Origin of the sequence: Spirillospora sp. CA-128828 (assembly GCF_050945415.1) — a bacterium.
Taxonomy (GTDB): domain Bacteria; phylum Actinomycetota; class Actinomycetes; order Streptosporangiales; family Streptosporangiaceae; genus Spirillospora.
The window spans coordinates 5,845,093-5,871,290 of record NZ_CP191986.1; the positions used below are offsets into that span (position 1 = coordinate 5,845,093).

The following is a 26,198-nucleotide window of genomic DNA, read 5'->3' on the forward strand; positions in this document are numbered from 1 at the left end:
ATGTTGACTTCGTACCACTTCCGAGGAGCGCCGTCCATGTCCAAGGTCTGGTTCATCACCGGTTCCTCCCGCGGCTTCGGCCGCCGGTTCGCCCAGGCGGCGCTGTCGCGCGGTGACAAGGTCGCGGCGACCGCCCGTTCCACCGATTCCCTGGCCGAACTGGTCGCCGCCCATGGCGAGGCGATCCTGCCGCTGCCGTTGGACGTCACGGACAAGGCCGCCGTGGCCGAGGCCGTGAAGGTGGCCCACGAGCACTTCGGGCGTCTGGACGTGGTGGTCAACAACGCTGGCTTCGGCCTGTTCGGCATGCTTGAAGAGCTGACCGAACATGACGTCCGCGCCCAGTTCGACACGAACGTGTTCGGCGCGCTGTGGGTGACCCAGGCGGCGCTTCCGTACCTGCGCGCTCAGGGCAGCGGTCACATCATCATGCTGTCCAGCCTGCTCGGCGTTGCCGCCTTCCCGACCACGGGCGCCTACACCGCCTCCAAGGCAGCCCTGGAAGGGTTCGCCGACTCCCTGGCCCAGGAGGTCGCGGGGTTGGGCATCAAGGTCACCGTGGTGCAGCCCGGTGCCTTCGGCACCGAGTTCGCCGCCTCCTCCACCTGGTCCGAGCCGGTGGCCGCCTACGACGGCGTGCGTGAGGCGACCGGCGCAGCCTTCGCTGCCCTCCCCAGTCCCGGTCCGGACGGTGTCGGCCCGGCGCTGCTGAACATCGTCGATGCCGACAACCCCCCGCTGCGGGTCTTCTTCGGCACCCTCGCCCTCCAGGTGATCCCGCAGCTGTACACCGAGCGGCTCACCACCTGGCAGGAGTGGGCCGAGGTGTCCGCACAGGCGGAGGCCGGCCAGGGCTGAGCCCCGAATGGCGGCCCGGGCTCGGCAGACCTTCAGGGGCGCGATCAGTTGCCCGATCGGGTACCCGCTGGAACAGCACCCATGGGCCATGACTTCGCTGCGAGGAGACGAACATGTCGATGATCAACAACACCGGATCCGGAATCACCATCCCCGGAACCAGTAGCCACTTCCTCGACCCGGCCGGGTCGCGCGATCAAGGGCAAGGCCGGCTGCGCTATCTCACCGGTGGCAGTGGCGCGCCACTGGTCATGCTGCACACCGTGCGCACCCAGGCCGAGCACTTCCGCCACCTCATCCCGCTGGTCCAGCAGCGATACACCGTGTACGCGCTCGACCTACCTGGAATGGGCTACTCCCAGATCGTGCCCGGCGCCTCCTACGACGAGCCCGCCATGCGCGCCGCCGTCAAACGACTCATCACACAACTCGACCTGCACGAGGTGACACTGCTCGGAGAGTCGATGGGCGCCGTGCTCGCCTTGACCACAGCGGCCGACCTCCCCGACCGGGTCCAACGCGTCGTAGCGATCAATGCCTACGACTACGCCGGTGGAATCGCCCGGTCCAGCCTCCTGGCACGACTGATCGTTACAGGTGTCATCGCACCAGGCGTGGGCCCGGTGCTCGCCCGACTGGAACCCAAGCCCGTCATGCGCGCCATACTGGCCGGCGGCCTCGCGGACCCGGCCGCACTGCGCGAGGACTACCTGGACGAACTCCTCGACGTCGGCCGCCACCCGGGCTACCCGACCGTCGCCCGCGCCGTGTACCGCAGCCTTCCCAGCCTCGTCGCGGCCCGCGCCCGCTACCCCAAGGTCACCGCACCGGTCCACCTCATCTACGGGGAAAAGGACTGGTCCCGCCTCTCAGACCGGCAGGCCAACAGGCGGCAGCTGCCCAACGCCGAGTACACCCAGATCCCCGACGCCGGCCACTTCATCTCACTGGAACGACCCGACGTGCCCGCCGACCTGCTCAACACGGTCACATGAACCAGCCCGAACCCGACTCCACCCGCCCCGGACCTGCGGCCAATGATCCCAAGCTGCCGGCGAAGCTGGCTGCGCACCCGTCGGTCCAGGCCGTACTCGCCCGGCGCAGGGCCGGTGAGATCACGACCCCGCCGGCAGTGATCGACGCGGCCTGGCTGCGCGAGCTCTGTCTGGCGGCAGGTGCGGACGACGCGGCCGCGGTCAGCGTGGACCACCCCGACCTGGCCGGTGAGCGCGAGCACGTGTTGGCCGCGTTGCCCGGCACCCGCACCCTGATCTCGATGGTGTTCCGGATGAACCGCGACAACTGCCGTTCCCCGGCCCGCAGTGTGGCCAACCAGGAGTTCCACCAGACCGACGAGCAGGCCAACCATGCCGCCCGCAGCGTGACCCGGGCACTGCAGGACACCGGCCATCACGCGCTCAATCCGTCGGTCGGGTTCCCCCAGGAGATGGGCCGCTTCCCCGGGCGGATCTGGGTGGTGGCGCACAAGACGGTCGCGGTGGCCGCGGGACTCGGGGTGATGGGCCTGCACCGCAACGTCATTCACCCCAAGTTCGGCAGCTTCGTGCTGCTGGCCACCGTCCTGGTGGACGCCGAGGTGAGTGGGCACGGGCAGGCGCTGGACTACAACCCGTGCATCGACTGCAAGCTGTGCGTCGCCGCCTGCCCGGTCGGCGCCATCAGCAAGGACGGGGACTTCGACTTCTTCGCCTGCACCACGCACAACTACCGCGAGTTCATGAGCGGGTTCACCGACTGGGCGCAGACCGTTGCCGACAGCCAGGACGCCGCCGACTACCGCTCCCGGGTCACCGATTCCGAGAACGCCTCCATGTGGCAGAGCCTGGCCTCTCCCCCCGGCTACAAGTCCGGGTACTGCCTGGCCGTCTGCCCCGGCGGCGAGGACGTCCTGGGCCCGTACCTGGAGGACCGCAAGGCCTTCATGGACACCGTGCTGCGACCGCTCCAGGACAAGACCGAGACCCTGTACGTCCTGCCAGGCTCACACGCGCAGGAGTACGCCCAGCGCCGCTTCCCCCACAAGCCCGTCAAAGAGGTGACCGGCGGCTGGCAGCCCCCGGCGAAACGCCCCGAACCCTCCTGACCCGGTGTGCTCTCGTTCTTCGTGTTGTCCAGACCGGAGTAAGTCATGAATGGAATTCACCCCTTCCGCGTCCTGCGCGCCAAACCGCTATGGATCGCCAACGGCGTCATCACGGGCATCCTCGCGCTGCTGTTCACCGTGTTCTACGTCGGCGCCAACATCGATCCGGTCGATCACATGAAGAAGCTGCCCGTCGGCCTGGTCAACGCCGACCAGGGGGCCGCTGTCGGTGGCAGGCAGGTCAACCTGGGGGCGCAGATCACCGAGTCGATCAAGAAGTCCTCTGTAAGCGGGGACAAGATCGACTGGAAGGTGATGAACATGAAGGAGGTGAAGGAGGAACTCGGCAAGGGCGAGCTGTTCGGCGCGCTCGTCGTCCCTGCCGACTTCACCTCCTCCGTCACCGCATTGGCCGGCACCGCGACCACGGGGACCCCGGTTCGTCCGATCCTGACGGTACTGACCAACCAGTCCGCCGGCAGCGTGGGCTCCAGCCTGGCTCGGGCGGCTTCGACGGCGGCGGCCGAGAGCGCCTCGCTCAAGGTCGGCAAGGAGCTGACCGCGCAGAACGGCGCCGAGCAGGCGAAGCTGCCCACCGTGGCACGGGTCCTGCTGGCCGACCCGGCCGCCGTCACGGTTGAGGACGGCCATCCGCTCGACTCGCACAGCGGCCTGGGCCTGACCGCGTTCTACTACGCGCTTGTCCTCGTGGTCTGCGGCATGCTCTCCGCCAATGTCATCAGCGGCCAGGTGGACCACGCCCTCGGCTACACCCACAACGACATGGGCCCGCTGCGCCGGCACCGCCCGCTGATCCGGGCGACCCGGGTACAGACCCTGGCCATCAGCAGCACGCTCATGATCGGTCTGTCGCTGCTGATGGGCACCCTGGTCATGGTCGGCGCGGTCGGCATCATGGGCATGGACGCCTCCCACCTGCCGCTGTTGTGGCTGTACTCGGTGTGCGCCATCGCGGTCTCCGGGATCGGTGCGCTCACACTCCTTGCCGTGTTCGGCACGCCCGGCATGCTGGTGGTCACGTTGGTCTATATCGGGATGGCGGTGCCGACGGCCGGTGCCACCACCCCCATCGAGGCGCTGCCCGGCTTCTACCGCTTCCTCGCGGAGTTCGAACCGCTGCGGCAGATCACCGGCGGTATCCGCTCGATCCTCTACTACGACGCCCAGGCCGACGCGGGCCTGACCCGGGGCTGGGTGATGATGGCCGCCGGCCTGGCCGGGGCCGCACTGTTCGGGTTCGGGGTGACGGGCTGGTACGACCGCAAGGGACTGCACCGCATCCCGGCCGAGGAGAAGCCCGAGGAGACTGCCGTCCCGGCGTAGCGGAACGAGATCGTTCACCCGAACGTAAGACGCGAGCGCGGCATACAACGCGTAATGACGCGCATAGCGGACGACCGATGACACCCCCGGAGCCAACCGATCGACTACAGCGAAGATATGCGCCTCCGTCCGTTGCACACCTGCCTCCTGGCCGACCTCGTCGGCCGCGTAGCCGCGCGTTTCTGAGCGTGACTGGTCTCCGGCCGGGAGCACGAGCGTCCGCAAGGGGGGAGAGTGGCACCGAGATGCACGAGGCCGCAGCCGCCGCCTCCACGGAACAGCACGCGCCCCGGTGGTCCCAGGTAGCGGACGACCGCTTGCTCCAGTGGCGCCGCGTCGATCCGCTACTCGGTCCTGTAGGCCCTGGCCTGGAGCACCGCCCCCGACGGAACGGCGAACGTGCTCCGGTTCGGCGCAGAGCACCCATCTCCCCCCGAAGGGCGTCAGATGGGCCGTCTCTTCCTCCCCTTGCCATCGACCTGGCTCACTGCCATGACGGACCGCCACGACGCTGGTACGTGGCCGCAGCACCGTCCCAGATGACGCTCTCGTCTTCGGTCACCCATATCCGCGGCCGCACCAGAACCAGTCGGAGCGTCTGGATCACAACGGTCACCATGACGGCCATGACACCAGCGACCACGAACCGACGATCGACTCGACCAATGCGGTCCCTTCCCGGCCGGTGAACCAGCCGGCGAGCAGAACTGACCACCCCACCGGTCTCGGCTGACAAGATCGGGCACGGCGGAACGGCCGTGACGTCTTGCCTCCTGTCTGCGCGACGCGCGGGATGGCCGCGTTCGATACACGCCCCACAGCATCCGCCTTGCGAGCACAACTTCGACTGCGCGGTGAACACCCAGTGCACCGTCGCCGCTCGCGGCACGCCGGGTGACCTCGATCTCGTCCCCGCATTACGAACCACTTACGCGACCGGACAGGTAGACCGGGCGATCCTAGGATCGCTGCGTGTCGACCATCCGAAGCATGGCGTTGGTAACCGCTACGCCCCTGGTCCTCGCTATTGCGGGCTTGGTGCACCCTCACGGGCTGTCCAGCGCGACCGCCGCGGACTGGGCACAGTTGCACATTGTGCTCCTGCCGGTCTTCCCGCTGCTGCCGGTCGGGCTGGTTGCCGCCCTGTGGCGTCGACCCCGCGGTGATCTCGCGGGGGTGGCCACCGTGGTCGCTTGGGTCGCTGTCTTCGTCTACGCCACCTTCTACACAGGGCTCGACGCGGTCGCCGGCATCGCGGCAGGTACGACGGTCGAGCACGCTCCCCAGGCGGCGGACCTGCAAGCGCTGAAGAACCCGCTCTATGACATGGCCGACGCGCTCGGGCACGTCGGCGTCTACGCCCTCATCGTCGCGGTCGTGGCCACCGCGGTAGCGCTGCTGCCCCAGAGTGGTAACAGAGTTCTTCCTGGCGCGGCCGTGCTCCTGATCTCTTGCTGGTCCTTCATCGACAGCCACATCTTCTGGCCGCGGGGCGTGTACACGATGCTGGGTCTGGCATTGGGCTTCGCCCTCCTCAACTGGGCTTGCCAAAGCAGGCCGCAGTCTCCGAAGACTGAGCAGGAACGTCCGGGTCTCCTAGAAGGTAACGGCGGTCAACCACGATGAACGGTGCCGGCCGCCAAACGGGTTCGACCGCCTGCCGTTGCAAACGCCGCCAGGCAGGACACTAAGGCGATGACCTACGACCGAGAACTTGCCGAGCACGTACGCGAACTGGTCGGTGACCGGCCGGACGTGACAGAACGGCGCATGTTCGGCGGGCTGGCGTGGCTGGTCAACGGAAACATGGCCATCGTGGCACGCGGCCAGGGCGGGCTCATGCTACGGCTCGACCCCGCGGACCACGAAAACGCCCTCAACCTTCCCGGCGCAGAGCCCACCATCATGCGCGGCCGGGAAATGCGCGGCTGGATCGGTGTCGCCCGGCCCGGCCCCGACCTGGCGACCTGGGTAGACCGAGGTATCGGCTACGCCAGCACCCTTCCACCGAAATAGGCACCGAAGGTCCGGCGGAGCCCCCGGACGCGGCTCGGGGGATGCGGCTCGGGGGATGCAGCGCCAGGGGCGTAAGTCGAGGGTGGCGGGTGTCGGCAGGTACACCAGCGTCCGGTGCTCAAGCCCATGGGGCGCGCTCAGGGCGCGGCCTAGCGTCAGCGGCATGAAGCCAACGGATCGTAGTGGCCGCGGCCGCCACGCCAAGCTGGTCGGTGCCGGGATCGCTCTCACCGCGGTTCCTGCCGTGCTCACCCTTGCTGCCGGAGTCCCGGACGCTCATCCAGCCGCGGCGGCGGTTCAGCGTGGCGCCGTTGTGTCGGTGACCCGGATCGCCGGCATGTCGGCCGCCGAAACCGGCGCCTACCTCACCGAGATCGACCCGATGTTCGGATCGCCGCGTCCCCGCAACGGGGTGGACACCTACCGGGTCGTCTACCGGACGGTCTCCCCCGGCGGCCGTCCCACCACCGCGAGCGGTGTAGTCTCCCTGCCTCGGACGCCGCGAAAGGCCACACTGCGACCGGTCAGCTTCACCCACGGCACCCACGCGTCCAGGAACTACGCGGGCTCGATCGCCGAGGACGGACAGAGCCGAGCCGCCGCGATCTACTGTGCGGCCGCCGGATACGCGGGCGTCGCCCCTGACTATCTCGGGCTGGGACTCGGCCCCGGCCCGCATCCTTACATGCACGCCGACTCCGAGGCGTCGGCCTCCTTGGACATGCTGCGCGCGGCACGATCGGTCGCCGCCGCCCACGGCGGCCGGTTCGACCGGCGCGTCATGGTGACCGGTTTCTCCCAGGGCGGCGCGGCCGCGATGGCCCTGGGCCGCGAGTTGCAGCGCGGCGCGGACCCCTACCTGCGGCTGGGCGCGCTCGCGCCGATCAGCGGGCCCTACGACCTGCGGCACGCGCAGATCCCCGCGTCACTCACCACCCACACCACACTCGCACCGAAGGCATCGGTGTTCTACCTCGCCTACATCACGGTGTCCTGGGGCCGCATGTACGACCTCTATGACTCCCCGTCCAAGGTGTTCAGATCCCCATACGACAAGATCGTGGAAGGTCTGTTCGACGGCACCAAGGACCAGGACACCCAGATCATGCCGCAACTGCCGAACACCCCCATCGAACTGCTCACACCCCGGTACCGGCGGTGGCTGCTGCACCCCTCCGGGCCGCTGCTGCGGGCCATGCAATCCTCGGACGGCACCTGCGACTGGATGCCTCGGGTCCCGGTCCGGCTGTTCGCCGGGTCCGGAGACGAACAGGTCGCCCACACGAACACGCTCAGCTGTATGCAGGCCCTGCGTGCACACGGCGCCGAACCACAAGTCATCGACTATGGCCCCGACACGACACACATGGACTCGCTCAGCCGAGGCGTACCCGACACACTCAACTGGTTCCAGAGTCTCAAGTAACCCGCAGCCCCGGGGGGATCAGGTCGATTTCCGCGGATAGTTCGCGCTAGAACTCCTTCGGGTACCGGCCGTACCAGGGGTTGTGGTCCTCAACGGCCTTTGCGGCGTTGAGCACGTCCACGTCCGCGAATCGGCGGCCGACGATCTGCATTCCGACAGGCATCTTGTCGGCGAACCCGGCGGGCACGCTGACCACCGGGTGGCCGGTGAAGTTGAACGGGTAGGTCATGCACCATCCGATGGTGCGCTCGGTCGGCACGCCGTTGACCGAGGCGGGGCCCAGCGTGTTGCCGTCGGCGGTGTTGGTCACCGAAACAGTCGTAAGCGTGGGACAGACGATGTAGTCGTAACCCTGGTCGAAGACGGCCTCGACCGCATCATTGACGGCGATCTCCAGGAACTCCCCGTGCTTGTACTCCATGACACTCGTCTTCGCAGCGCGCTCAAGCATCCTGCGGAACTCCGGGTTCAGCTTGCCGGCGTGTGGCTCCTTCATCAGGTCCACGGGAATTCCGTAGTGCAGGAACAGGTCCCGGGCGAAGCCGTACAGTGCGCTCTGCAGCATCACCCACAGGTCGCTGAGCATCGCCTGGGTGACCGGCCGCTGTGTCCCCGACAGCAGATCCGTGGCGGTCATCTTGTCCATGCCGATCGGAATCTCGCTCACCTTGGCCCCGGCCGCGGACAGTGCGGCCACCCCGTTCCGGACGGCCTTCACCACCTGGCTCTCGACCGGAAAGATGTCCAGATTCGGGCTGAACGCGACGCGCTTACCGTTGAGTCTGCCACCGAGTTGCTTAAGGCTCCGCAGGTAGGCGGGCCGGTCTTGGATGCTGAACTTGTCCCCGGGGTGGAACCCGCCCATCACCTCCATGCTGAGGGCCGTGTCCTCCACCGTCCGGCAGATCGGGCCCGGGTGCAGCATCGGGTTATACGGCAGTGGCGGGGCGTCCTGGGGAATGCGCCCGAAGGTGGCCTTGAACCCGACCGTATTGGTGAACGCCGCGGGGATGCGAACGCTGCCTCCGGCGTCCGAACCCTGGGTGAGGGCCGTCAGGAAACCAGCCACGGCGGCTGCGCTTCCGCCACTGCTGCCACCGGCGTTCTTGGTGAGGTCGAACGGCGTGCTGGTGGGCCCGAAGGCGTAATTGTCAGTGGTACCCTCATGGCCGAATTCCGGAGTGTTGGTCTTGCCCATCGGGTTGATCCCCGCGTCCAGTAGGCGCTGGATGTAGATGGAGTTGGACGGCGGGCGGAAGCCCATTTCCTTGAACACCACCGACCCGAAGGTGTTCGGGGCTTCCTTCCAGAAATCAAAGAGGTCCTTGATGAGGTAGGGCAGCCCCTCCATTGGGCGTGCGGTGCCGTTCATATACCGTCGTTCCGCGTCCCGCGCCCGGGCCAGCACCAATTCCTCGGGGTGGCGATAGACAATGGCGTTCACCTTGGAGTTCAGCCGGTCGATGCGCGCCAGGTATGCCTTGGCCACCTCGACCGGAGAGGCGCGCCTGGACCGCATGGCGCGGAGCAGGTCGGAGGCGGACAGGAAGCACAACTCCTCGCCGCGCGGGGTGGTGCGGCGCGCGTCCCACGTGCCGATGGCGTTGGCGATCTCTTGCGGCGACGGGTCGGAGAGCGCCCGGTTCGCCGTGGTCGCTCTCGCCGGGGAGTCCAGTGCGGGGAAGGCCGTCGTTGCCGCAGCGAGGGTGGCCCCTCCTGCCATCACCCGTCGTCTGGAGATCTCCATATCAGTGTTTCCCGTCTTCCCGTGAGTCGCTCTCGCCACTCATGCACCTCGATCACCTCTTTGTCTCAGACAAGATTCTGGAGCGGCACATGGCACGTCAACCCCTCCAACGGAATCCACTCAAGGTGAAACTCCTGGTCAACAAGTCGGCCCGCACGCAGGTCATCGGTATGGGTTACCGATGGCCGGGGCTCCGGGCGGTCGGCCTTGGTGCAGCCGCCGCATCTGCGGCCGGACCGCCTGCACCCCAGGCTCGGTTCAGGCCAAGCACCTCAACGTCTTGGTTGCGGTCCAGCGGCGCCGACAGCCCGGTCAGAGACTCCCGGAGCCCCCCGCTGTGCCAGATGGGTGAAGGAGTCAGCACCTGCGGGCACCTGCGAGGTGTCGGGGTTGAACTTTCTCATAGGCCAAACCCGTACTCGGGAGCGCAAGGACCCTACAAACAAGATCCCTGAATAGGGATCTCCCATGAAAGGAGGTCTCCATGAACAGGAGCTGTACGGCCAGATCCAGCGCTCGACGATGAAGAAGGGCTGACGGAGCAGTGGCATGCGGTCGGACCTGTGGATCCGCTCGCATCCCATCTGTCCCGCCGAACGACGTCGACCCCTACGGCTTTGGACAAACACGGGTCCTAGAGCGGCGGTCCCGACTCGGGTGGAGGTAGGTCGATAGAGCCGGAGGTGATGGTGGCTCCACAGCACACAACTCAACCTGACGCCAGCCCACCGATTGGGAACCACCCCCCGCACCGTTCGGCCGCGCCGCTCCCCCACGATCGCCGCTGACACCCGTCACAGGACAACCGAATTGATGACCCCACAGAACCCCCTGGGCTGGTCCGCCGCCGGCGCCAGCGTGCGCCCGCTCGAATCAGGCGACCCCGCGTCCGTCGGCACGCACCGGCTCCTCAACCGGCTCGGCGAGGGCGGCATGGGCGTCGTCTATCTGGGGCTGGCTCCCTCCGGGCGAAAGGTCGCCGTCAAGGTGATCCGCCGCGATCTGGCCCGCGACCCGGCGTTCCGCACGCGGTTCGACGCCGAGATAGCCAGCGCCCGGCGTGTCGCATCCTTCTGCACGGCACGGGTGCTCGACCACGGCGTGGCCGACGGGCTTCCTTACATGGTCACCGAATACATCGACGGGCCATCTCTCACTGACTACATCAAGGCGCACGGCCGCTTCCCGCCCGGCGCGCTGCGCAGCCTCGCGGTGGGCGTAGCGACCGCCCTGACCGCGATCCACGCCGTGCGGCTGGTGCACCGCGACCTCAAGCCGCGCAACGTGCTGCTCGCGGCCGACGGGCCCCGCGTGATCGACTTCGGCATCGCGCGCGCCCTGGACTCCGAGGACCACCACACCCAGAGGGGCGCCGTCATCGGCAGCCCCGGATACGTCGCTCCAGAGCAGGCGTTTGAGGGACAGGTCAGCACCGCCGGCGACGTTTTCGCATGGGGAACGCTCGTCGCGTACGCGGCCACCGGGCGCAACCCATTCGGCTTCGGGACGCTGCCCGTTCTCGCCGCCCGCGCGCAACAGGCCAGGTACGACCTGTCGGCCGTGCCGCAGGGCCTCCTGCCGATGGTCCAGGCCGCCCTCCACCCCGACCCGGCTCGGCGGCCGACCGCCGAGGCCCTGCTCGTCCAGCTCCTGGGCGAGCAGGCTCCGGACGAGACGGCCATCGACCTCATCCACAACGAGTGGCGCCCCGGACCGAGCTCATCAGAGGCCGCTCCGCCGGTCCCGTCCGACGCCGTACCTCCACCCCCGTCCGGCGCCGTTCCTCCGGCCTCTCCGGTGGGCACGCCGCCTGGCGGGCCGTCGGGGGCGGTTCCGCCGCGTTCGTCAAGGCGCCGGAGGTGGGCCATGACCGGTGTCGTGACCGGGGTGACCGCGCTGGTCTTGCTGGGGACGACGGGCGCGGCGGTCTATACCCTCAGCCGCGGTACCGACAACGACCGGCCCTCCGGACCGGTCGTGGCGGCTTCGTCGCCGACCGCCGCACCGAGTCCCCTGTCAAGTTCGCCGACACCCAGCACGTCGCCGAGCAGGTCGCCGAGCAGGTCGCCCAGCCCACCCAAGAGCACCGACAAACCCAGCACGAAGCCCACGGTCACGGTCACGCGCCCCACCAAGCAATGGCGCGAGATCGGTGGTCTGGATCGCCTGACGCCCTACTGCGTGGAGCTCGGGTACAAGGAGACGTCCCTGTACACCGAAGGGGGCCGGAAATGGTGGTGTGAGGACTCCGGGGGCGACCTGCAACCCATCGTTCTGCAAGAGTCCTGCCAGTGGCACTACCCGCGCTTCGACAAGCTCCGCGTCAGACAGCGTCCCGACCCCGGTCCCTTCTACGAGGTCCATTGGGTCTGCGAGGCACTGGTCTGAACGTGACGCCGGTCAAGACACCGCATCCTGAACAGCCCTAGGCATCAATAGCCCGACCACCGGACGGACGCTCAAGGCGCAGAGCAAGATCAGCCGGTTGGCGGCGGGTTCGGGCTGCGTGTATTCGACAGGGCCGGCCAGTTTCACGCACGCCCATGTGGTCGGCTCGTCGGATGCCCCTGTGCCGCGCTCACTCCTCCCCCTCGATGACGCGCACCTGGGTCCGGACCTGGCAGCCGTCCGGCAGGACGGAGAACTCCGGATAATGGTCGTCGCCGAGTTCCAGGCCGCGCAGTCGGCCCCGGCACGTGTCGTCGGCGCGAACGATCTGCACCTGGTAGGCGTCGCCGTCGTCTCCAAATTCGTAGCCGATACCGGTGGACTGGATGCTCCAGCGGCCGTTCCCGTCAATGTCCTCCGGGCCGTAGTCGGCCAGGTAGAACCTTCGGCGTTCCACGGCGTAGATGAAGACGCGCAGATCGGCGTCGCCGAGATTGCGGACAGTACCCTCGACCGTGAAATCGCGGTCTTCATCGATCAGATCGCCGTCGGCCGGGCGGGTCAGTTCGACCGCCGTCACCTGCGCGTGGCCAGGTGCCTTCACGGCAGGTGGCCTCCAGGCGGGCAGCAGGGTCTCGGGTGCGAGGGGGGAAGCGCTCGTCGGTGTCGATGTCGGTGCGAGTCCGGCCGACCCCTCCAGGGACGGGGAGGAAGGCCTCGCGGACGGGACGCGGGCCGTGGCCTGGGGCCCCTCGGCACGGCGGTCCGGCATTGCCCAGAGCATGGAGGCGACGCCAACAGCGGTCACCACGCTCATGACGATGAGCGATCTTCGTTCGAGCGGCCAGGAGTGTCTCGACGGAGGCCGGGCATATCTTGCCATTCGGGAGGGGCATCCTCTGCGGCCGTGGCGGCGGCCCGGCGGGCGCGCGTGCATCAATCCCTCTCCCCGGCCGAACGAGACCACGACCGCATGTGTTCTAGCGGCTCTTCAACCGCGATGTCATGCTCCACGTTGAACTCCTTGTCGTCCGAAATGATTTCCGTCCTCGCTTATGCCGACCGCTTCGCAATCACGGAATGGTCCTCCATCCGGGCCCCAGCACCGCATCCGCGTGCTGGGCGCCGGGGCGCGCGCTATGGTCACGCCCGCACGGTACGGCCGTGCGCGGGGGACCGGTCCCGGAGCGGACCCGCGACCGGCCGGAGTGCCTCAATCCGGGGTCGATCCTTGTGCTTCGGGGGATGCGCGCAGGCGGCAGGACGGCGAGCTACTCGGCATCGACGTGAACTCACCGGCGCCGCGCTCGGCCCCGGCCACCGCCAGCCAGCTCACCAGCCCGGGTATGCGGCCGACCACGGAGGGGGTCAGCCTGCGATCTTTCTGCAAGCGCTTTGAAATCTTGCGCAAACTCTTGACCAGACTGCAAGAAGGGAGCATTCTCACGGTGCTCGCGGACGGCCGTCCCCCGCCCCTCCAGGCACCCCGCAAGTGCCTAGTGACAGGAGTTCGCCGCAATGCAACGTGCAAGAGTCCCCCGCCATCGTTCCCTGCTCGCCGCCGTCGTCCTCGCCCTCAGCGGGCCGATACCCGCCACCGCCCTGCTACCCGGCCCCGCCAAGGCCGCCGCCTCCCTCAACGACAGTGACGTCACCGCCAACCTCTGGGAGTGGAACTGGCCGTCGGTCGCGGCGGCGTGCAGCGATCACCTAGGCCCCGCCGGATACGGAGCCGTCCAGGTCGCGCCGCCCGCCGAATCGGTCAGCCTCGGCTCCACCAGCGACGGCGCCCACCCCTGGTGGGAGGTGTACCAGCCCGTCTCCTACGGTCTGACCAGCCGGCTCGGCACGCGCGCCCAGTTCTCCGCGATGGTCACGGCCTGCCACAACGCGGGCGTCCGCGTGTACGTGGACGCCGTCATCAACCACATGGCGGGCCACAACAACACGGTCAACACCTCATACGGCGGCTCGACGTTCGATCCGGGCGGGTTCTCCTACCCCGCAGTCCCGTACGGATACGGCGACTTCCACCACCCCAACGACGGGTACTGCAACGACGACGACGGAGGCATCGACGACTGGAACAACACGTCCGAGGTGCAGAACTGCGAACTGGTGTCTCTGTCGGACCTCAAGACCCAGGCCGACTACATGCGCGACAAGATCGCCGGGTACCTCAACGACCTGATCGGGCTGGGCGTGGACGGGTTCCGGATCGACGCCGCCAAGCACATCGCGCAGAGCGACTTCGCCGCCATCAAGGGCGCCCTCCACACCACCACCGCCGAGGGCGAGGCGCCCTACATCACGCAGGAGGTCGTCCCAGGAGCGACGACGGCCGAACTGAAACCGTCGGCCTTCACCTCGAACGGTGACGTGCTCGGCTTCTCCTACGCGCGTGGCCTGAAGACGCAGTTCCAGAACGGCACCCTGTCGAACCTGTCGGGCATCCCGTCCTGGTCGCTGGACGCGAGCGGCTCCCAGACGTTCGCGATGATCACCAATCACGACACCGAGCGGGACGGGTCGACGCTCAGCTACAAGAACGGCAGCGACTACACCCTGGCGAACTACTTCCTGCTCGCCTACCCGTATGGAAAGCCGTCGGTGTTCGACGGGTTCACGTGGTCGTCCACTGGGCAGTCGCCGCCCGCCGACACCAGCGGTCTCGTCACCGGTGCGGACTGCTCGAACGGCTGGCAGTGCATCACCCTGTCGACCGGGATGAAGGGCATGGTCGGCTGGCACAACGCGACGGCGTCCGCCACGACGGTCTCCGACTTCACCGCGACCGCGGGCGACGTCATCGGGTTCCGCCGCGGCTCGAAGGGCTGGATCGGCCTCAATGACTCCTCCAGCCCGTCCACGGCGTCCTACCGGACCGGGCTCGCCGACGGCGTCTACTGCGATGTCATCACGGGCGGTCTCACATCGGACGGCTGCGCGGGCACCGCGGTCACGGTGTCCGGCGGGACGGCGACCGTGACGATACCGGCGGGCGGCGCGGTCGCCGTCCACGTGGACGCCAAGTCCGGCGCGATCCGCACGTAGACCGCGGGTACGTCGAGCCACACCGCCGCAACACCGGGGAGATGGGGCCCGCCGGGGGCGCCATGCCGATCAGGGCGACCGGCGGGCCTCTGACGCGGCGGTGCGCCTGGTGCCGGTCCGGCCACTGAACGAGGCGTAGCGCATGCACCGGGCCGCCGCGTGAGCATCGGTCGACGGGTCGTCAGGCCGGGCTCCGTACGAAACGCAGGGCCGCGGTGACCGTGGTCAGGCCGCGAATCATGCCCATCTGGTTCCAGTTCAGGTCGAACTCCGCGCGGTCGACGGTGAATTCCGTCTCCAGCGTGAGCGCGCCGTCGTCCGCGGCGGCGAGCCGGGCGGTGAGGGGCTGCGGGCGGCTGATGCCGCGCACGGTCAGCTGGCCGGAGACCTGGACGGTGTCGCCGTCGCCTGGTTCCGCGCTGCGGACGGCGAAGGTGATCTCGGGATGGTTGGCCGCGTCGAAGAAGTCGGCGGAGCGCAGGTGCTCGTCGCGCTTCTTGTTCTTGGTGTCGAGGGAGGCCGCGTCCAGGGTCAGGGTGCCGACGGCGGAGCCGTCGGGCCGCACCTCGCCCTGCCCGCCCACGGCGGTGAAGGTGCCCTTGACGGTGACGAGGCCCCAGATCGTCTTGTGGCGCACGGCGACGGTGGAGGCTACGGCATCCAGCTGCCACAGGCCGGTTTCGACGGCGACGGTCACGGTCTTCTCCAGTGAGCGATGTGGTCCAAATTTGGATGACTGCACGCTAGCTTATTATCCAAATCTGAACAACCACGTCCAAAATTGGACAACAGGTAGACTTGATCGCATGGCCGACCCCGAGGAGCACCCCGGCACTCTGCCCGAATGCCCGTCCGCGCAGGGCGCCGGACTGCTGCCCAAGGAACTGCGGGCCTGGATGGTGATGCTGGCGGCCATGGGGGCGGTGGAGCAGCGGCTGACTTCCGTCTTGAAGGAGAGGCTGGACGTCTCCCACGACGAGTTCCTGATCCTCTGCCTGCTCGCCGAGCAGCCCGGGGAGGGCCTGCGCATGACGCGTATCGCGGAGCTCCTCGGTCGCCCCAAGACCCGGCTGACCTACCAGATCATGTGCCTCCAGCACAGCCGCCTGGTCACCCGCAAGTCGGTCTGCGGCGACAAGCGGGGCATCGAGGTCGCCCTCACGGAGAAGGCCCGCGGCCTGCTGTCCGACGCGTCCGGCGTGCTCGCCGAGACGGTCGTCCAGGCCCTCACGCACGTCATGGGCCCGACCCAGCACGAGGCGATGTGCGGACTACTGCCCGACCTCGCCGCGGAGACCGAGGCACCGTAGGAGCCGCGTAGCCGCGCTCGAAGTTCACGCCTCGCTGATCTTGCCCGCGAGTTGTGGTGGCAGGACGCCGGCGTCGCCACCGAGGTCGCCGGGGAAGATGATCGATCCGAGCCAGGTTGCCGCCGTCGGTCGCGGGCAGGCACACGCCAGAGATGTACGCCGATTCGTCGGAGGCCAAGAACAGCGCCGCGTCGGCGTCTACCTCCGGGGTATGAGGAGCGACCATAGATGATGCACGTCGAGGTGGTGGAGACCTCGTCGCTGGGCGATCGCAGCTACCTGGCCCACGACGGGCGGGTGGCGCTGGTGGTCGACCCACAGCGCGACATCGACCGTTTCCTGGCCCTGGCCGGGCGACTGGACGTCCGCATCACGCATGTGGCCGAGACCCACCTGCACAACGACTATGTCTCAGGCGGTCTGGCCCTGGCCAAGGCGACCGGTGCGACGTACCTGATCGCCGCCGAGGAGGGCGTCGACTTCGGCCGGACCGGCATCTCCGACGGCGACGAGGTCACCGTCTCCCACGCGCTCCGCGTTCGAGCCGTGGCCACGCCCGGGCACACCTTCCACCACCTGTCCTACATCCTTTCCGGCCCAGACGGTCCTGAAGGCGTCTTCACCGGCGGGGCCCTGCTGTTCGGCACCACCGGCCGCACCGACCTGGTCGGTTCCGAGCACACTCACGTCCTGGCCTACCGGCAGCACGCCTCGGCGCAGCGCCTTGCCGACCTGCTGCCCGACGGCGCGCACGTCTGGCCCACGCACGGTTTCGGGAGCTTCTGCTCGGCGGGCCAGTCCGACGCCGCGTCCTCGACCATCGGCCGGGAGAGGCGGGCCAACCCGGCGCTGCGCCTGGAAGCCGACGACTTCGTCGACCAGACCCTGGACGGACTCGACGTCTATCCCGCCTATTACGCGCATATGGGCGTCCGCAACCGCGCCGGTGCCGATCTGATCGACCTCACCCCCGCCCGAGCCGCCGATCCCGCCGAACTGCACGACCGCATAGCCGCCGGGGAGTGGGTCGTGGACCTGCGCTCCCGCAAGGTCTTCGCCCAGCGGCACCTGGCCGGAACCCTCAGCTTCGGTCTGGACGGATCGATGTCGACGTGGCTCGGCTGGCTGGCCCCCTGGGGCGCGCCGCTCACCCTGCTCGGCGAGAGTCCCGAACAGCTCGCCGCCGCCCAGCGGGAACTGGCACGCATCGGCATCGACCGTCCGGCCGCCGCCGCCACCGGCGCTCCCGAGCAGTGGGCAGGAGGCGACAGCGGCAGACTGGAGGACACACCCGTCGCGACGTTCACCGACCTGTCCGCCGCCCGATCCGGCCGCGTACCCGGCCACCTGCCTCCGCCGGACGTCGTGCTGGACGTACGCATGGCCGGCGAGTGGACGGACGGGCACATCGACGGCGCCGTCCATTTCCCGCTGCCCGATCTGGCCCGTCGGCTGGACGAGATACCTGACGGAGTCATCTGGGTGCACTGCGGCACCGGCTACCGGGCCGCCGCCGCCGGCAGCCTGCTCCAGCGGGCCGGGCGCCAGACCGTCCATATCGACGACGCCTACTCCGAAGCCGCCGCCGCGGGCCTGGCCATCAACGATCACTGACCTGGCGACAGCACTGGGAGCAGGTCGCCTAGGTGTAGATGGCGTCATGGAAGGCGATCTCGGCCTCCAGCATCCCCGTGAACCAGCGGGCGAGCAGTTCGTCCGGGATGTCGGCGGGCAGTGCGTCCACCTCCCGGGCGAGCGCGTCCACGCCCGCGCGGAACGCCTGGTCCGCGTGCAAGGCCACCCAGTCGGCGACCGGGCCCGCCTGGACGCGTCCCTCACGGTACGCACGGGTGCACCAGGTGAGGTAGAGGCTCTCGGCGGCGAACAGCACGGTCATCACCGCCGGATAGCCGCCCTCGCGCGCACTCGCGAGGGCGAACTCCGACAGGATCGCCGCCCGCCCCGCCGCGTCCGGGCGCGGCCGGACGGGCCACGCCGCCTGCGCGGCGTCGAAATAGGCGGCCTGTTCGGTCATCAGTGCGTGGACGGCGCGGGAGTTGCGTTCCATCGCCTGCCGGCCGGGTGCGTCCCACACCGCGAGGCCGTGCAGCCGTGCCGCCGTCTCGACGAAGGACGCCTCGATCGCCAGGTAGTCGGCGTATGCCTGGTCGCCGATCACGCCTGTGCGGACCTCCTCGGCGAACCGCATGGCCACCGCCCGCCGCATCGGCTCCGCGCACGTTTCCAGCAGCCGGCGCGAACGGCTCATCGCGCCAGCCACTCGACGAGTCCGCCGAAGACCTGGGCGTAGCCGTCCCATTCCTCGCAGAACGGCGTGGGAGCCCAGTGCGGCGAGCAGTCGGAGGTGAACACGGCCGAGCGCCCCGACCCGTACGTCGCGACTGCGACCAGCGGGTCGGAGCCGAGGGTGGCCAGGACCTCGGTACCGGGCCTCGGAAGGACGCGGTTGTACCCGAGCAGGAGCGGCCATTCGCCGGTGACGCCGCCCAGGGCCGGGTGGTCCGCGGCGGTCACCGCCGCACGCGCCCCCGCGGGGAGCTCTACGCGGTCGTCCTCGGGAAGCAGTTCGACGGGCAGCACCTCGTGCAGGACGGTGTTGCGGAACGCGCCCTTGGCCTCGAAGCCGGTGAACGACAGGTAGCCGCCCACCATCAGGAGGCCGCCACCGTCGCGGACCCAGGCGCTGAGCGCGCCGAGCCGGTCCGTGCCCGGCACCGCCTGCTCGAAGACCTCGGGAGCGAGTTGCAGGGAGTTCGCGCCGATGTCGGACAGCACGACCACGTCGTGGGCGGCGAGGGCGTCCGCGTCCGCCGGGAACTGCGCGGGGACGAGGTGCGCGGGCAGGTGCGTCACCTGGTGGCCCCGGCTCTCCAAGGCCCGCCGCAGCGGCTCGACGCCGACGACGTAGGAACTGGTGGTGAACGAGTCCACCCCCTTGATGTGGGTGGACTGGGTGACCCAGCTCTCGCCTGCGATCAGGACGCGGCTCACTTGTGATCCTTTCCGTTCGTTTCTGGGTGGGATGTACTGGTCCGGGGCGGCGCCGTCGTCAGGCCGCGGCGTCCTCGAACAGCCGGGCGGGGTTGGCCCGCAGGAGCCCGTGCGCCACGTCCGCGGCGACGCCGAGCCCGGCCAGCCGCCGGACGAACAGCTCCGGCACGTACCGGAAGCCGTTGCCTCCGTAAGCGGTGAGCATGCTCTTGAGGAACACGTCGTGGCTGAGCAGCAGGCGTCCGGCGTGCCCGCGCCCGATGAGCCCGGCGATCGCGCGCGCCGTCTCGTGCGGGGCGGGCGACTGGCCCTCGCCCGGGTAGCTGAACGGCATCCCGATCATGTCGAACTCCAGCCAGACGCCGCGCTCGGCGACGGTGTTCTGGTAGCCCGGGTCGTCGTGGGACGGGTCCATGTGGCACAGCACGACGGCGCCGGGCGAGACGCCGTAGTCCCCCAGGACCACGTCGAGCACCTCGTGCGCGCGGCGCTGCCAGCCCGGCAGGTGCACGTACAGCGGGACGCCCGTCTCGCGCTGCGCCCGCGCGGCGGCGCGCAACGCCGTGTGCTCGTCGGGGGTGAAGTCCGGTGAGACTCCGATCTCTCCGATCACGCCGGGCCGGACGCCGGTGCCGCCGGCGCCGTCCGCGAACTCGGCGACCAGATCGGCGGCCAGGGTTGCTTCGTCCGTCCCGGACAGGTGGGCCGGGTGGTAGCGCTCCAGGTACCAGCCCGAACCCATCACTATCCGCAGCCCGCTGCGCTCGGCGAGCGAGCGCAGTGCGAGCGGGTCGCGTCCGATGCCGCCCGGGGTGACGTCGACGACGGTGCCGCCGCCGGCCTCGGCGAACGCGCGCAGGTCGCCGAGCATCGCCGCGTCGTCGTCCAGCCGGCAGTGGTCGAGGCAGGCGTACGGCTGCTCGCGCAGCAGCCAGGCCAGACCGGGTTCGGTGCGGGCGTCGCGCAGGAACGCCAGCGAAGGGTCGTCCGGCGCCATGACCGCCGCACTGAGGTCGTTGCGCAGATGCTCGTGGGTGAGGGTGAGCCCGAGCCCTGCGCTGGAGACCGGGCCGGTCACCGTCGTCACCGTGACCGCTCCCCCCGCGGCCGGTCCGGTCCCGCCGTCCGCCGTCATGGCCCGCGGACCAGGTGGGACGCCAGGTCGGCCAAGGAGCGGCCGCGCAGGTTGACCCAGATCGCGGCGAGCAGGACCAGGCCGGTGACGATCGGGGTGAGGAACGGGCTCACGTCGAGCAGGGTCAGCCCGTTGGCGATCACGCCGGTGATCACCGCGCCGATGATGGTGCCGGTCATCGTGCCCCGGCCGCCGAACAGGTCGGTGCCGCCGAGCACCACCGCCGCGATCACGGTGAGCTCGAAGCCCTGCCCCGAGTTGGCCGATCCCGAGCCGAGCCGCGCCGCGGTGAGCAGGCCCGCCACGCCGGCCGCCAGCCCGGCCAGCATCAGCGTGATCATCTTGATCCGGTCGGTGTTCACCCCGGCCCGGCGCACCGACTCCTCCTGCGAGCCGATGCCGTTGACGTAGCCGCCGAACCGCGTCCTGGCCAGCAGCACCGCGCCGATCAGGACGGCGGCCAGCGCGATCCAGGCCAGCGCGGAGAAGCCGAGGAACTTCGCCTCGCCGATCTTGGCGACGTACAGCCGCCGGTCGATCGGGACGGAGAAGCCCTGGGTCCACAGCTGCGCCAGCCCCCGGATCACCGACATCGTCGCCAGCGTGACGATGAACGGCGGGATCTTCTGGTAGGCCGCCAGCCAGCCGTTCACCGCGCCCCAGAACAGACCGGCGAGCAGCGCGGCGACGATCACCAGGGACGAGTCCCAGCCGGCCTTCAGCATCTCGGCGGTGCCGACCGCGACGAAGGCGACCGTCGAGCCGACCGACAGGTCGATCTGCCCGGTGGTGATCACGAACGTCATGGCCACCGCGACGATCAGCGTGATCGCGACCTGGGTGGCGAGGTTGGAGATGTTGTCGAAGCTCAGGAAGTTGTCCGCGCCGATCCCGAAGCCGGCGAACAGCAGGACGGTGACGGCGGCCATGGCCAGGGTCGCCTTGTTGGCGCGTTCCCACCAGCCGGGCGTCTCGGCCAGTACGGTGGGCGCGGGCGCTGCCGGGGCGCTCATGCTCAGGCCACCTCCTCTGCGGTGCCGGTCCCGGAACGGGTGATCATGGCGACGAGCCGCTCGATGTCCAGGGCGGACACCGGCTCGTCCTCGACGCTGCGGCCCTCGTACATGACGGTGATGCGGTCGCAGACCTCGAACAGGTCCTGCAGCCGGTGGGTGATCAGGATGACCCCGACGCCGCGCGCGGCCACGTCCCGGATCATCGCCAGCACCTGGCGGACCTCGGCGACGGCGAGGGCCGCGGTCGGCTCGTCCAGGATCAGCACCCTCGGCTCGAACGACACGGCGCGGGCGATCGCGACCGCCTGCCGCTGCCCGCCGGACAGGTGACCGATCTCCTGGTAGGTCGACTTGACGCGGACGTGCAGCTCCGACAGGGTCTCGGCGGCCTTGCGGTGCATCGTCCGGCGGTCCACGAACGGGCCCCTGCGCGGTTCGCGGCCGAGGAACAGGTTGCTCGCGACGTCGAGGGTGTCGCACAGCGCCAGGTCCTGGTAGACGATGCCGATCCGCTCCCGGCGGGCGTCGGCCGGGCTCGCGAACCGGATGTCGCGGCCGTCGAGCGTGATCTGGCCGGAGTCGTGCTGCACCGCCCCCGCCAGGACCTTCATCAGCGTCGACTTCCCGGCGCCGTTGTCGCCCACGAGGCCGAGCACCTCGCCGGGCGCCAGCGTCAGGTCCACCCCGCGCAGCGACTGCACCGCGCCGAACGACTTGGTGATGCCGCGCAGCGCGACCAATGGTCGATCGCTCATCACTTCTCCAGGTAGTACAGGTAGTCCTTGACGTTGGCCGGGGTCACGATCTGGGTCGGGACGGGCACGTCCTTCGGGGCGGTCCGCTTGCAGGCCAGGTCGATCGCGGCGTTCATCGCCTCGTAGCCGAACTGGAAGGTGTTCTGTTGGACGACGCCGGTGATCCAGCCGGCCCGCAGCCCGTCCGCCGCCTGTGTCGACAGGTCCCAGCCGACGACCTTCAGGTCGTCGGTGCGCTGCTGCCCGACCACCGCGGCCGCCAGGCCGATCAGGGCGGGCTCGCCGGTGGCGTAGGCGTAGGGCAGGCCGGGGTTGCCGGTGAGCAGGTTCTCGGCGGCGGTCTGGGCGTTCTCCTGGATGTTGCGGCCGTCCACGACGGTCTTGATCTTCATGCCGCCGGCGGTGACCGCGTCGGTGAAGCCCTTCTGCCGCTCGTTCTGGATCGTGCTGTTCAGCGCGCCGACCACGCCTATCTCGCCCTTGCCGCCCGACGACTTCACCAGCGCCTCCCCGAGCTGCCTGCCGCCCTCGGCGTTGGCGGTGCCGACCTGGGTGGCGACCGCGGGGTCGTCGACGGTGGCGTCCACCGCGACGACCGGGATCCCGGCCGCCTTGGCGCGCCGGATCGCGGGCTTGATGCCCTCGGTGTCCACCGCGTCCACGATGATCGCGTCGTAGTGGCCGGCCACCATGTCGTCGATCGCGTTGGCCTGGGTGGTGGAGTCGTCGTTGCCGTTGACGATCTGCACCTGGGCGCCCGCCTTGCGGGCCACCGTCTGCGCGCCGGTGTTGATCTGGTTGAAGAACAGCGCCTGCAGGTTGATCGGCACGATCCCGATCTTGGGCGTGCGGCCCTGCACCTTGCAGGCCTGCGCCACCCGCGCGGGCGGCGGCGGGCCCTGCTCGGTCGCCTTCTTCTCGGCCGCGATCTCGCGCCGGGCCTGCACGTCGCAGCCGACGGTCGTGAGCAGCAGGACGGCCGCGGCCGCGGCCGTCACCGTTCGTCGCATCTCATCTCCTCTCGGTGGGATCGGGCGAGCGCCGACCGGGTCGGTTCTGTAGGGGTCGCTTGGATGTGGGCGAGAACGGCCTCGCGGCGGGGCAGGCCGTCGCGGGCGCCGGGCCGGGTGCACGACAGGCCCGCCGCGACGGCGGCGACCCGGGCCGCCGCCGGCGGCGACGCGCCCCGGTCCAGCTCCGCGCAGTAGGCACCGGCGAAGCAGTCGCCCGCGCCCGTGGCGTCAACGGCGGTCACCTCGATCGCCCGGCCGCCGTGCCGCCCGCCGTCGGGCGTGAACAGCGTCCAGCCGCGAGCACCGTCGGTGACCACCAGGTTTACCCGATGGGCCGTCGCCGCGGCGGCGAACGCGTCGGCGCCTCCGCCCAGGAAGGCCGCGGCCTGGGCCCGGCCGACGATCGCGTGGTCGGCGGCGTCCAGGGCGGCGCGCGTGGCCTGCGGGCCGTCGCAGCCGTCCAGGTCGACCACGAGCGCGGGACCGCCGGGACCGCCCAGCACGGCCGCCGCCGCGGGGAACCGGTAGCCGTCGAGGTAGAGCCAGTCCGCCCCCGCCGCGCGGGCACGGGCGGCGACGTCCGCGACGTGGGCGGTGGTGACCTGGTCGTCCTGGCTGATGATCGAGCGCTCGCCGTCCGGGGTCAGCAGGACGACGGCCGTGGTGAGGGTGCCCGCACGCGACGTCCAGTCCGTCCGGACGCCGTCGGCGGCGAGGATGCGCAGGAACTCCGTGCTCAGCGGGTCGGTGCCGACCACGCCGGCGAACCGGGCGTCGGCGCCCATCCGGGCCGCGGCCACGGCCGCGTTGGCCCCCATCCCGCCGTCGCCGCGGCGTACGCCGGTCGCCTGGACTCGCGCCCCGGGGCCCGGCAGCACCGGGACGGCGACCGTGAGGTCGGCGTTCGCGTAGCCGCAGAAGACGATCACGGCAGGACCACGCCCGCCCTGGCCGCGGCGGCGGTCAGCTCGCGCACCTTCGCCGCGTCGACGCGGCCCCACCACCGGCCGTTGTCCTTGACCGAGGACGCGACGATCACTCCGTCGCATGCGGAGATCAGCCCCCCGACGTTGCCCGCGGTGATCCCGGACCCGATCACCACCGGCAGCGCGGTGTGCGCGGCGATGCCCTCGACCTCGTCCAGGGCGGCGGCGTCTCCGGTGCGCGAGCCGGTGGCGATCAGCACGTCGGCTCCGAAGAACTCGGCGTCCTCGGTCTGCTCGGCCAGTGTGCGGTCGGCGACGATGGCGTGCGCGCCGTGCTTGACGTGGACATCGGCGAAGACCTTCACCGGGCCGGCGCCGATCCGGCTGCGGTAGCGGGCGGCGTGGGCCGCCTGCCCCTCGATGATCCCCTCGTTCGCGACATAGGCGTTGGCCCACTGGTTGACCCGGACGAAGCCCGCGCCTCCCGACCAGGCCGAGGCGATCGAGCACTCGGCCGCGTTGGACAGCACGCTGACGCCGGGCCGTCCGCCGGTGGCGTGCCGGACCCTGTCGGTCACGACGGCCATGGCGGCCGCGGTCTCGTACCCGTGCTCGCCGGGCTTGAGGAACGGGATGTCCCAGTGGTTCTCCACGATGAGGCCGTGGCAGCCGCCCTCCAGGTAGGCCCGTGCCTCCTCTACCGCGAACGCGCAGATCTCGTCCAGCGGGACGCCCTCGTAGTGGGGGCTGCCCGGCAGCGGCGGCAGGTGCACGACGCCGATGACGACCTTCGGGGCGCCGAACAGTTCCACCAGCGCGTTCGGCCGTGAGGGGAACACCCCCGGCGCCCGATCGCTCCCGGCCGGCTCCGCCATGTCGCCTCCATGTAATCGATTGCAGTACGGTTTGGTGAACCGTAGATACCGGACCCCCAGGCCGTCAAGGGTCTATGCTTCGGTCAGTGCGTTTCTGACCACTGAGATCAGCTGTCGGATCGGATTGGAGAGGTAAACGATTGCAGCGGCCCACGATCGCCCAGGTCGCCCAGCGCGCGGGGGTCTCCACCGCGACGGTCTCGCGCGTGCTGTCGGGCCGCGGGCCGGTGTCGGCCGGGGTCCAGCGCAAAGTGCGGCGTGCCGCCGAGGAGCTCGGCTACCAGGTCAACCCCATCGCCCGCGCGCTGCGCAACAGCCGCACCGACACCGTCGGCATGGTCGTGCCGAGCATCTCCAACCCGTTCTTCACCTCGCTGGTGGAGAGCGTCGAGCACGCGCTCGGCCGTGAGGGCAAGGAGCTGTTCCTGTGCGACGCCCGTTCCGACCCGGAGATCGAGGCACGGCGGCTGGCCACGCTCGTGGCGCGCAACGTCGACGGCATCATCGTCAGCCCCTGCCACGGCACCGAGAGCGGCCCGGCCGTCCAGGCCACGGCCGACCGGCTGCCGCTCGTCCAGCTCGACCGGTTCGTCGGCGGCACCAGTACCGACTGGGTCGGGGTGGACGACATCGCCGCGATGCGCCAGGTCATGGACCATCTGCGGGAGGGCGGGGCCCGCTCGGCGGCCTTCGTCGGCTCGCTGCTCACCAACTCCTCGACCGAGCAGCGCTTCGCCGGGTTCCGGCGCCGCGCAGAGGAACTGGGGATGGCGGTGGATCCCGACCATGTGCTCCTCGGTGACTACAGCGTGGTCTGGGGCGAGACCGCCGTCGCACGCCTGCTCGCGGCGGGCGATCCACCCGACGCGATCGTCTGCGCCGACGACCTGATCGCGCTGGGGGTCACCCGTGCCTGCCGGGCGCACGGCGTCGACGTTCCCGGGACGATCCAGGTCACCGGGTACGACAACATCGAGTTCGCGCGGCTCGGCGAGCCCGCGCTGACGACCGTGGACCAGCCGCGCGAGCGGATCGCGGCCGAGGCGGTGCGGCTGCTGGGCGCCGCCGCGGCGGCCAGACAGGGCGAGGGCGGCAAGCGCGGCGAGGGGGGCGGGCGCGGACCGTCCGCCCACGTCGCGCTCGTGCCGTCCCTGGTCGTCCGCGCGAGCACGCGGGCGGACGCCCCGTCGCCCTGATCGGCGAGCGGTTCGAGCGGAAG

General features: G+C 69.8%; 23 protein-coding genes. 12 read left to right on the plus strand and 11 right to left on the minus strand.

Features of this window, described 5'->3' with window-relative positions; all coding sequences use genetic code 11:
• The first annotated feature begins 36 nt into the window (after positions 1–36).
• The 7 genes from ACQPXG_RS28450 (at position 37) to ACQPXG_RS28480 (ending at position 7,748) form a co-directional block, all read left to right on the plus strand.
• Positions 37–858 carry an SDR family NAD(P)-dependent oxidoreductase gene (locus ACQPXG_RS28450; RefSeq protein WP_433462183.1) on the plus strand — a complete coding sequence of 274 codons (822 nt, stop codon included), beginning with the start codon at positions 37–39 and terminating at the stop codon, positions 856–858.
• Positions 859–971: 113 nt separating this feature from the next.
• Positions 972–1,853, plus strand: coding sequence for an alpha/beta fold hydrolase (locus ACQPXG_RS28455; protein WP_433462184.1), 882 nt, complete (start codon positions 972–974; stop codon positions 1,851–1,853).
• Entirely contained in the window at positions 1,850–2,962 is a 1,113-nt protein-coding gene (locus ACQPXG_RS28460; protein ID WP_433462185.1) for a 4Fe-4S binding protein, read from the plus strand. Before ACQPXG_RS28455 ends, ACQPXG_RS28460 begins: the two co-directional genes overlap by 4 nt.
• 45 nt (positions 2,963–3,007) lie before the next feature.
• Positions 3,008–4,306, plus strand: coding sequence for a DUF3533 domain-containing protein (locus tag ACQPXG_RS28465; RefSeq protein WP_433462186.1), 1,299 nt, complete (start codon positions 3,008–3,010; stop codon positions 4,304–4,306).
• A 972-nt stretch (positions 4,307–5,278) separates the two neighbouring features.
• Positions 5,279–5,932, plus strand: coding sequence for a hypothetical protein (locus ACQPXG_RS28470; RefSeq protein ID WP_433462187.1), 654 nt, complete (start codon positions 5,279–5,281; stop codon positions 5,930–5,932).
• Between the two features lie 69 nt (positions 5,933–6,001).
• Positions 6,002–6,322 carry a TfoX/Sxy family protein gene (locus ACQPXG_RS28475; protein WP_433462188.1) on the plus strand — a complete coding sequence of 107 codons (321 nt, stop codon included), beginning with the start codon at positions 6,002–6,004 and terminating at the stop codon, positions 6,320–6,322.
• A 163-nt stretch (positions 6,323–6,485) separates the two neighbouring features.
• Entirely contained in the window at positions 6,486–7,748 is a 1,263-nt protein-coding gene (locus ACQPXG_RS28480; RefSeq protein ID WP_433462189.1) for a hypothetical protein, read from the plus strand.
• A 46-nt stretch (positions 7,749–7,794) separates the two neighbouring features.
• On the opposite strand, the gene ACQPXG_RS28485 is transcribed toward ACQPXG_RS28480, so the two are convergent.
• Positions 7,795–9,495, minus strand: coding sequence for an amidase (locus ACQPXG_RS28485; protein ID WP_433462190.1), 1,701 nt, complete (start codon positions 9,493–9,495; stop codon positions 7,795–7,797).
• 813 nt (positions 9,496–10,308) lie between these two features.
• Between ACQPXG_RS28485 and ACQPXG_RS28490 the strand changes: the two genes are divergently transcribed.
• A complete protein-coding gene (locus ACQPXG_RS28490) occupies positions 10,309–11,883 on the plus strand; it encodes a serine/threonine-protein kinase (RefSeq protein ID WP_433462191.1) in 1,575 nt (524 codons plus the stop codon).
• Between the two features lie 190 nt (positions 11,884–12,073).
• Here the strand turns inward: ACQPXG_RS28490 and ACQPXG_RS28495 are convergent, their stop codons facing one another.
• Positions 12,074–12,487, minus strand: a complete 414-nt coding sequence (locus ACQPXG_RS28495) for a hypothetical protein (protein WP_433462192.1) — start codon at positions 12,485–12,487, stop codon at positions 12,074–12,076.
• Between the two features lie 914 nt (positions 12,488–13,401).
• On the opposite strand from ACQPXG_RS28495, the gene ACQPXG_RS28500 reads away from it, so the two are divergent.
• Complete coding sequence (locus ACQPXG_RS28500) at positions 13,402–14,937, plus strand: alpha-amylase (RefSeq protein ID WP_433462193.1); 1,536 nt, start codon at positions 13,402–13,404, stop codon at positions 14,935–14,937.
• Positions 14,938–15,118: 181 nt separating this feature from the next.
• Here the strand turns inward: ACQPXG_RS28500 and ACQPXG_RS28505 are convergent, their stop codons facing one another.
• Positions 15,119–15,634 (minus strand): YceI family protein, encoded by a 516-nt coding sequence (locus ACQPXG_RS28505; protein ID WP_433462194.1) that lies wholly within the window; start codon positions 15,632–15,634, stop codon positions 15,119–15,121.
• A 109-nt stretch (positions 15,635–15,743) separates the two neighbouring features.
• Here ACQPXG_RS28505 and ACQPXG_RS28510 point away from each other — a divergent pair, with 109 nt between their 5' ends.
• Both ACQPXG_RS28510 and ACQPXG_RS28515 read left to right on the plus strand, forming a co-directional pair.
• The gene (locus ACQPXG_RS28510) at positions 15,744–16,247 is read left to right on the plus strand and encodes a MarR family winged helix-turn-helix transcriptional regulator (protein ID WP_433462195.1); all 504 of its coding nucleotides are present in this window, start codon (positions 15,744–15,746) and stop codon (positions 16,245–16,247) included.
• Positions 16,248–16,475: 228 nt separating this feature from the next.
• Positions 16,476–17,861, plus strand: coding sequence for an MBL fold metallo-hydrolase (locus ACQPXG_RS28515; RefSeq protein WP_433462196.1), 1,386 nt, complete (start codon positions 16,476–16,478; stop codon positions 17,859–17,861).
• 28 nt (positions 17,862–17,889) lie between these two features.
• Here the strand turns inward: ACQPXG_RS28515 and ACQPXG_RS28520 are convergent, their stop codons facing one another.
• From ACQPXG_RS28520 to ACQPXG_RS28555, 8 genes are read right to left on the minus strand one after another with little or no spacing between them, the layout of a single operon-like run.
• The gene (locus ACQPXG_RS28520) at positions 17,890–18,516 is read right to left on the minus strand and encodes a TenA family protein (RefSeq protein ID WP_433462197.1); all 627 of its coding nucleotides are present in this window, start codon (positions 18,514–18,516) and stop codon (positions 17,890–17,892) included.
• On the minus strand, positions 18,513–19,259 hold the full coding sequence (locus tag ACQPXG_RS28525; protein WP_433462198.1) for a glutamine amidotransferase: 747 nt from the start codon (positions 19,257–19,259) through the stop codon (positions 18,513–18,515). Before ACQPXG_RS28525 ends, ACQPXG_RS28520 begins: the two co-directional genes overlap by 4 nt.
• Positions 19,260–19,317: 58 nt before the next feature.
• Entirely contained in the window at positions 19,318–20,346 is a 1,029-nt protein-coding gene (locus tag ACQPXG_RS28530; protein WP_433462199.1) for a phosphotriesterase family protein, read from the minus strand.
• A 44-nt stretch (positions 20,347–20,390) separates the two neighbouring features.
• Positions 20,391–21,407, minus strand: coding sequence for an ABC transporter permease (locus ACQPXG_RS28535; protein WP_433462200.1), 1,017 nt, complete (start codon positions 21,405–21,407; stop codon positions 20,391–20,393).
• Between the two features lie 2 nt (positions 21,408–21,409).
• The gene (locus ACQPXG_RS28540) at positions 21,410–22,165 is read right to left on the minus strand and encodes an ATP-binding cassette domain-containing protein (protein ID WP_433462201.1); all 756 of its coding nucleotides are present in this window, start codon (positions 22,163–22,165) and stop codon (positions 21,410–21,412) included.
• Positions 22,165–23,175 (minus strand): substrate-binding domain-containing protein, encoded by a 1,011-nt coding sequence (locus ACQPXG_RS28545; RefSeq protein ID WP_433462202.1) that lies wholly within the window; start codon positions 23,173–23,175, stop codon positions 22,165–22,167. Before ACQPXG_RS28545 ends, ACQPXG_RS28540 begins: the two co-directional genes overlap by 1 nt.
• On the minus strand, positions 23,160–24,107 hold the full coding sequence (locus ACQPXG_RS28550) for a carbohydrate kinase family protein (protein WP_433462203.1): 948 nt from the start codon (positions 24,105–24,107) through the stop codon (positions 23,160–23,162). The genes ACQPXG_RS28545 and ACQPXG_RS28550 overlap by 16 nt, the downstream gene beginning before the upstream one ends.
• Positions 24,104–24,979 carry a BtpA/SgcQ family protein gene (locus ACQPXG_RS28555; protein ID WP_433462204.1) on the minus strand — a complete coding sequence of 292 codons (876 nt, stop codon included), beginning with the start codon at positions 24,977–24,979 and terminating at the stop codon, positions 24,104–24,106. Before ACQPXG_RS28555 ends, ACQPXG_RS28550 begins: the two co-directional genes overlap by 4 nt.
• Positions 24,980–25,119: 140 nt before the next feature.
• Between ACQPXG_RS28555 and ACQPXG_RS28560 the strand changes: the two genes are divergently transcribed.
• Entirely contained in the window at positions 25,120–26,175 is a 1,056-nt protein-coding gene (locus tag ACQPXG_RS28560; RefSeq protein ID WP_433462205.1) for a LacI family DNA-binding transcriptional regulator, read from the plus strand.
• The last annotated feature ends 23 nt before the right edge of the window (positions 26,176–26,198 follow it).

What these genes read in the sequence shown, in the direction of transcription:
- ACQPXG_RS28450 (WP_433462183.1), top strand. Translation starts at nt 37, where the DNA reads ATGTCCAAGGTCTGGTTCATCACCGGTTCCTCCCGCGGCTTCGGCCGC.
- ACQPXG_RS28455 (WP_433462184.1), top strand. Translation starts at nt 972, where the DNA reads ATGTCGATGATCAACAACACCGGATCCGGAATCACCATCCCCGGAACC.
- ACQPXG_RS28460 (WP_433462185.1), top strand. Translation starts at nt 1,850, where the DNA reads ATGAACCAGCCCGAACCCGACTCCACCCGCCCCGGACCTGCGGCCAAT.
- ACQPXG_RS28465 (WP_433462186.1), top strand. Translation starts at nt 3,008, where the DNA reads ATGAATGGAATTCACCCCTTCCGCGTCCTGCGCGCCAAACCGCTATGG.
- ACQPXG_RS28475 (WP_433462188.1), top strand. Translation starts at nt 6,002, where the DNA reads ATGACCTACGACCGAGAACTTGCCGAGCACGTACGCGAACTGGTCGGT.
- ACQPXG_RS28480 (WP_433462189.1), top strand. Translation starts at nt 6,486, where the DNA reads ATGAAGCCAACGGATCGTAGTGGCCGCGGCCGCCACGCCAAGCTGGTC.
- ACQPXG_RS28485 (WP_433462190.1), bottom strand. Translation starts at nt 9,495, where the DNA reads ATGGAGATCTCCAGACGACGGGTGATGGCAGGAGGGGCCACCCTCGCT.
- ACQPXG_RS28490 (WP_433462191.1), top strand. Translation starts at nt 10,309, where the DNA reads ATGACCCCACAGAACCCCCTGGGCTGGTCCGCCGCCGGCGCCAGCGTG.
- ACQPXG_RS28500 (WP_433462193.1), top strand. Translation starts at nt 13,402, where the DNA reads ATGCAACGTGCAAGAGTCCCCCGCCATCGTTCCCTGCTCGCCGCCGTC.
- ACQPXG_RS28510 (WP_433462195.1), top strand. Translation starts at nt 15,744, where the DNA reads ATGGCCGACCCCGAGGAGCACCCCGGCACTCTGCCCGAATGCCCGTCC.
- ACQPXG_RS28515 (WP_433462196.1), top strand. Translation starts at nt 16,476, where the DNA reads ATGATGCACGTCGAGGTGGTGGAGACCTCGTCGCTGGGCGATCGCAGC.
- ACQPXG_RS28520 (WP_433462197.1), bottom strand. Translation starts at nt 18,516, where the DNA reads ATGAGCCGTTCGCGCCGGCTGCTGGAAACGTGCGCGGAGCCGATGCGG.
- ACQPXG_RS28535 (WP_433462200.1), bottom strand. Translation starts at nt 21,407, where the DNA reads ATGAGCGCCCCGGCAGCGCCCGCGCCCACCGTACTGGCCGAGACGCCC.
- ACQPXG_RS28540 (WP_433462201.1), bottom strand. Translation starts at nt 22,165, where the DNA reads ATGAGCGATCGACCATTGGTCGCGCTGCGCGGCATCACCAAGTCGTTC.
- ACQPXG_RS28545 (WP_433462202.1), bottom strand. Translation starts at nt 23,175, where the DNA reads ATGCGACGAACGGTGACGGCCGCGGCCGCGGCCGTCCTGCTGCTCACG.
- ACQPXG_RS28555 (WP_433462204.1), bottom strand. Translation starts at nt 24,979, where the DNA reads ATGGCGGAGCCGGCCGGGAGCGATCGGGCGCCGGGGGTGTTCCCCTCA.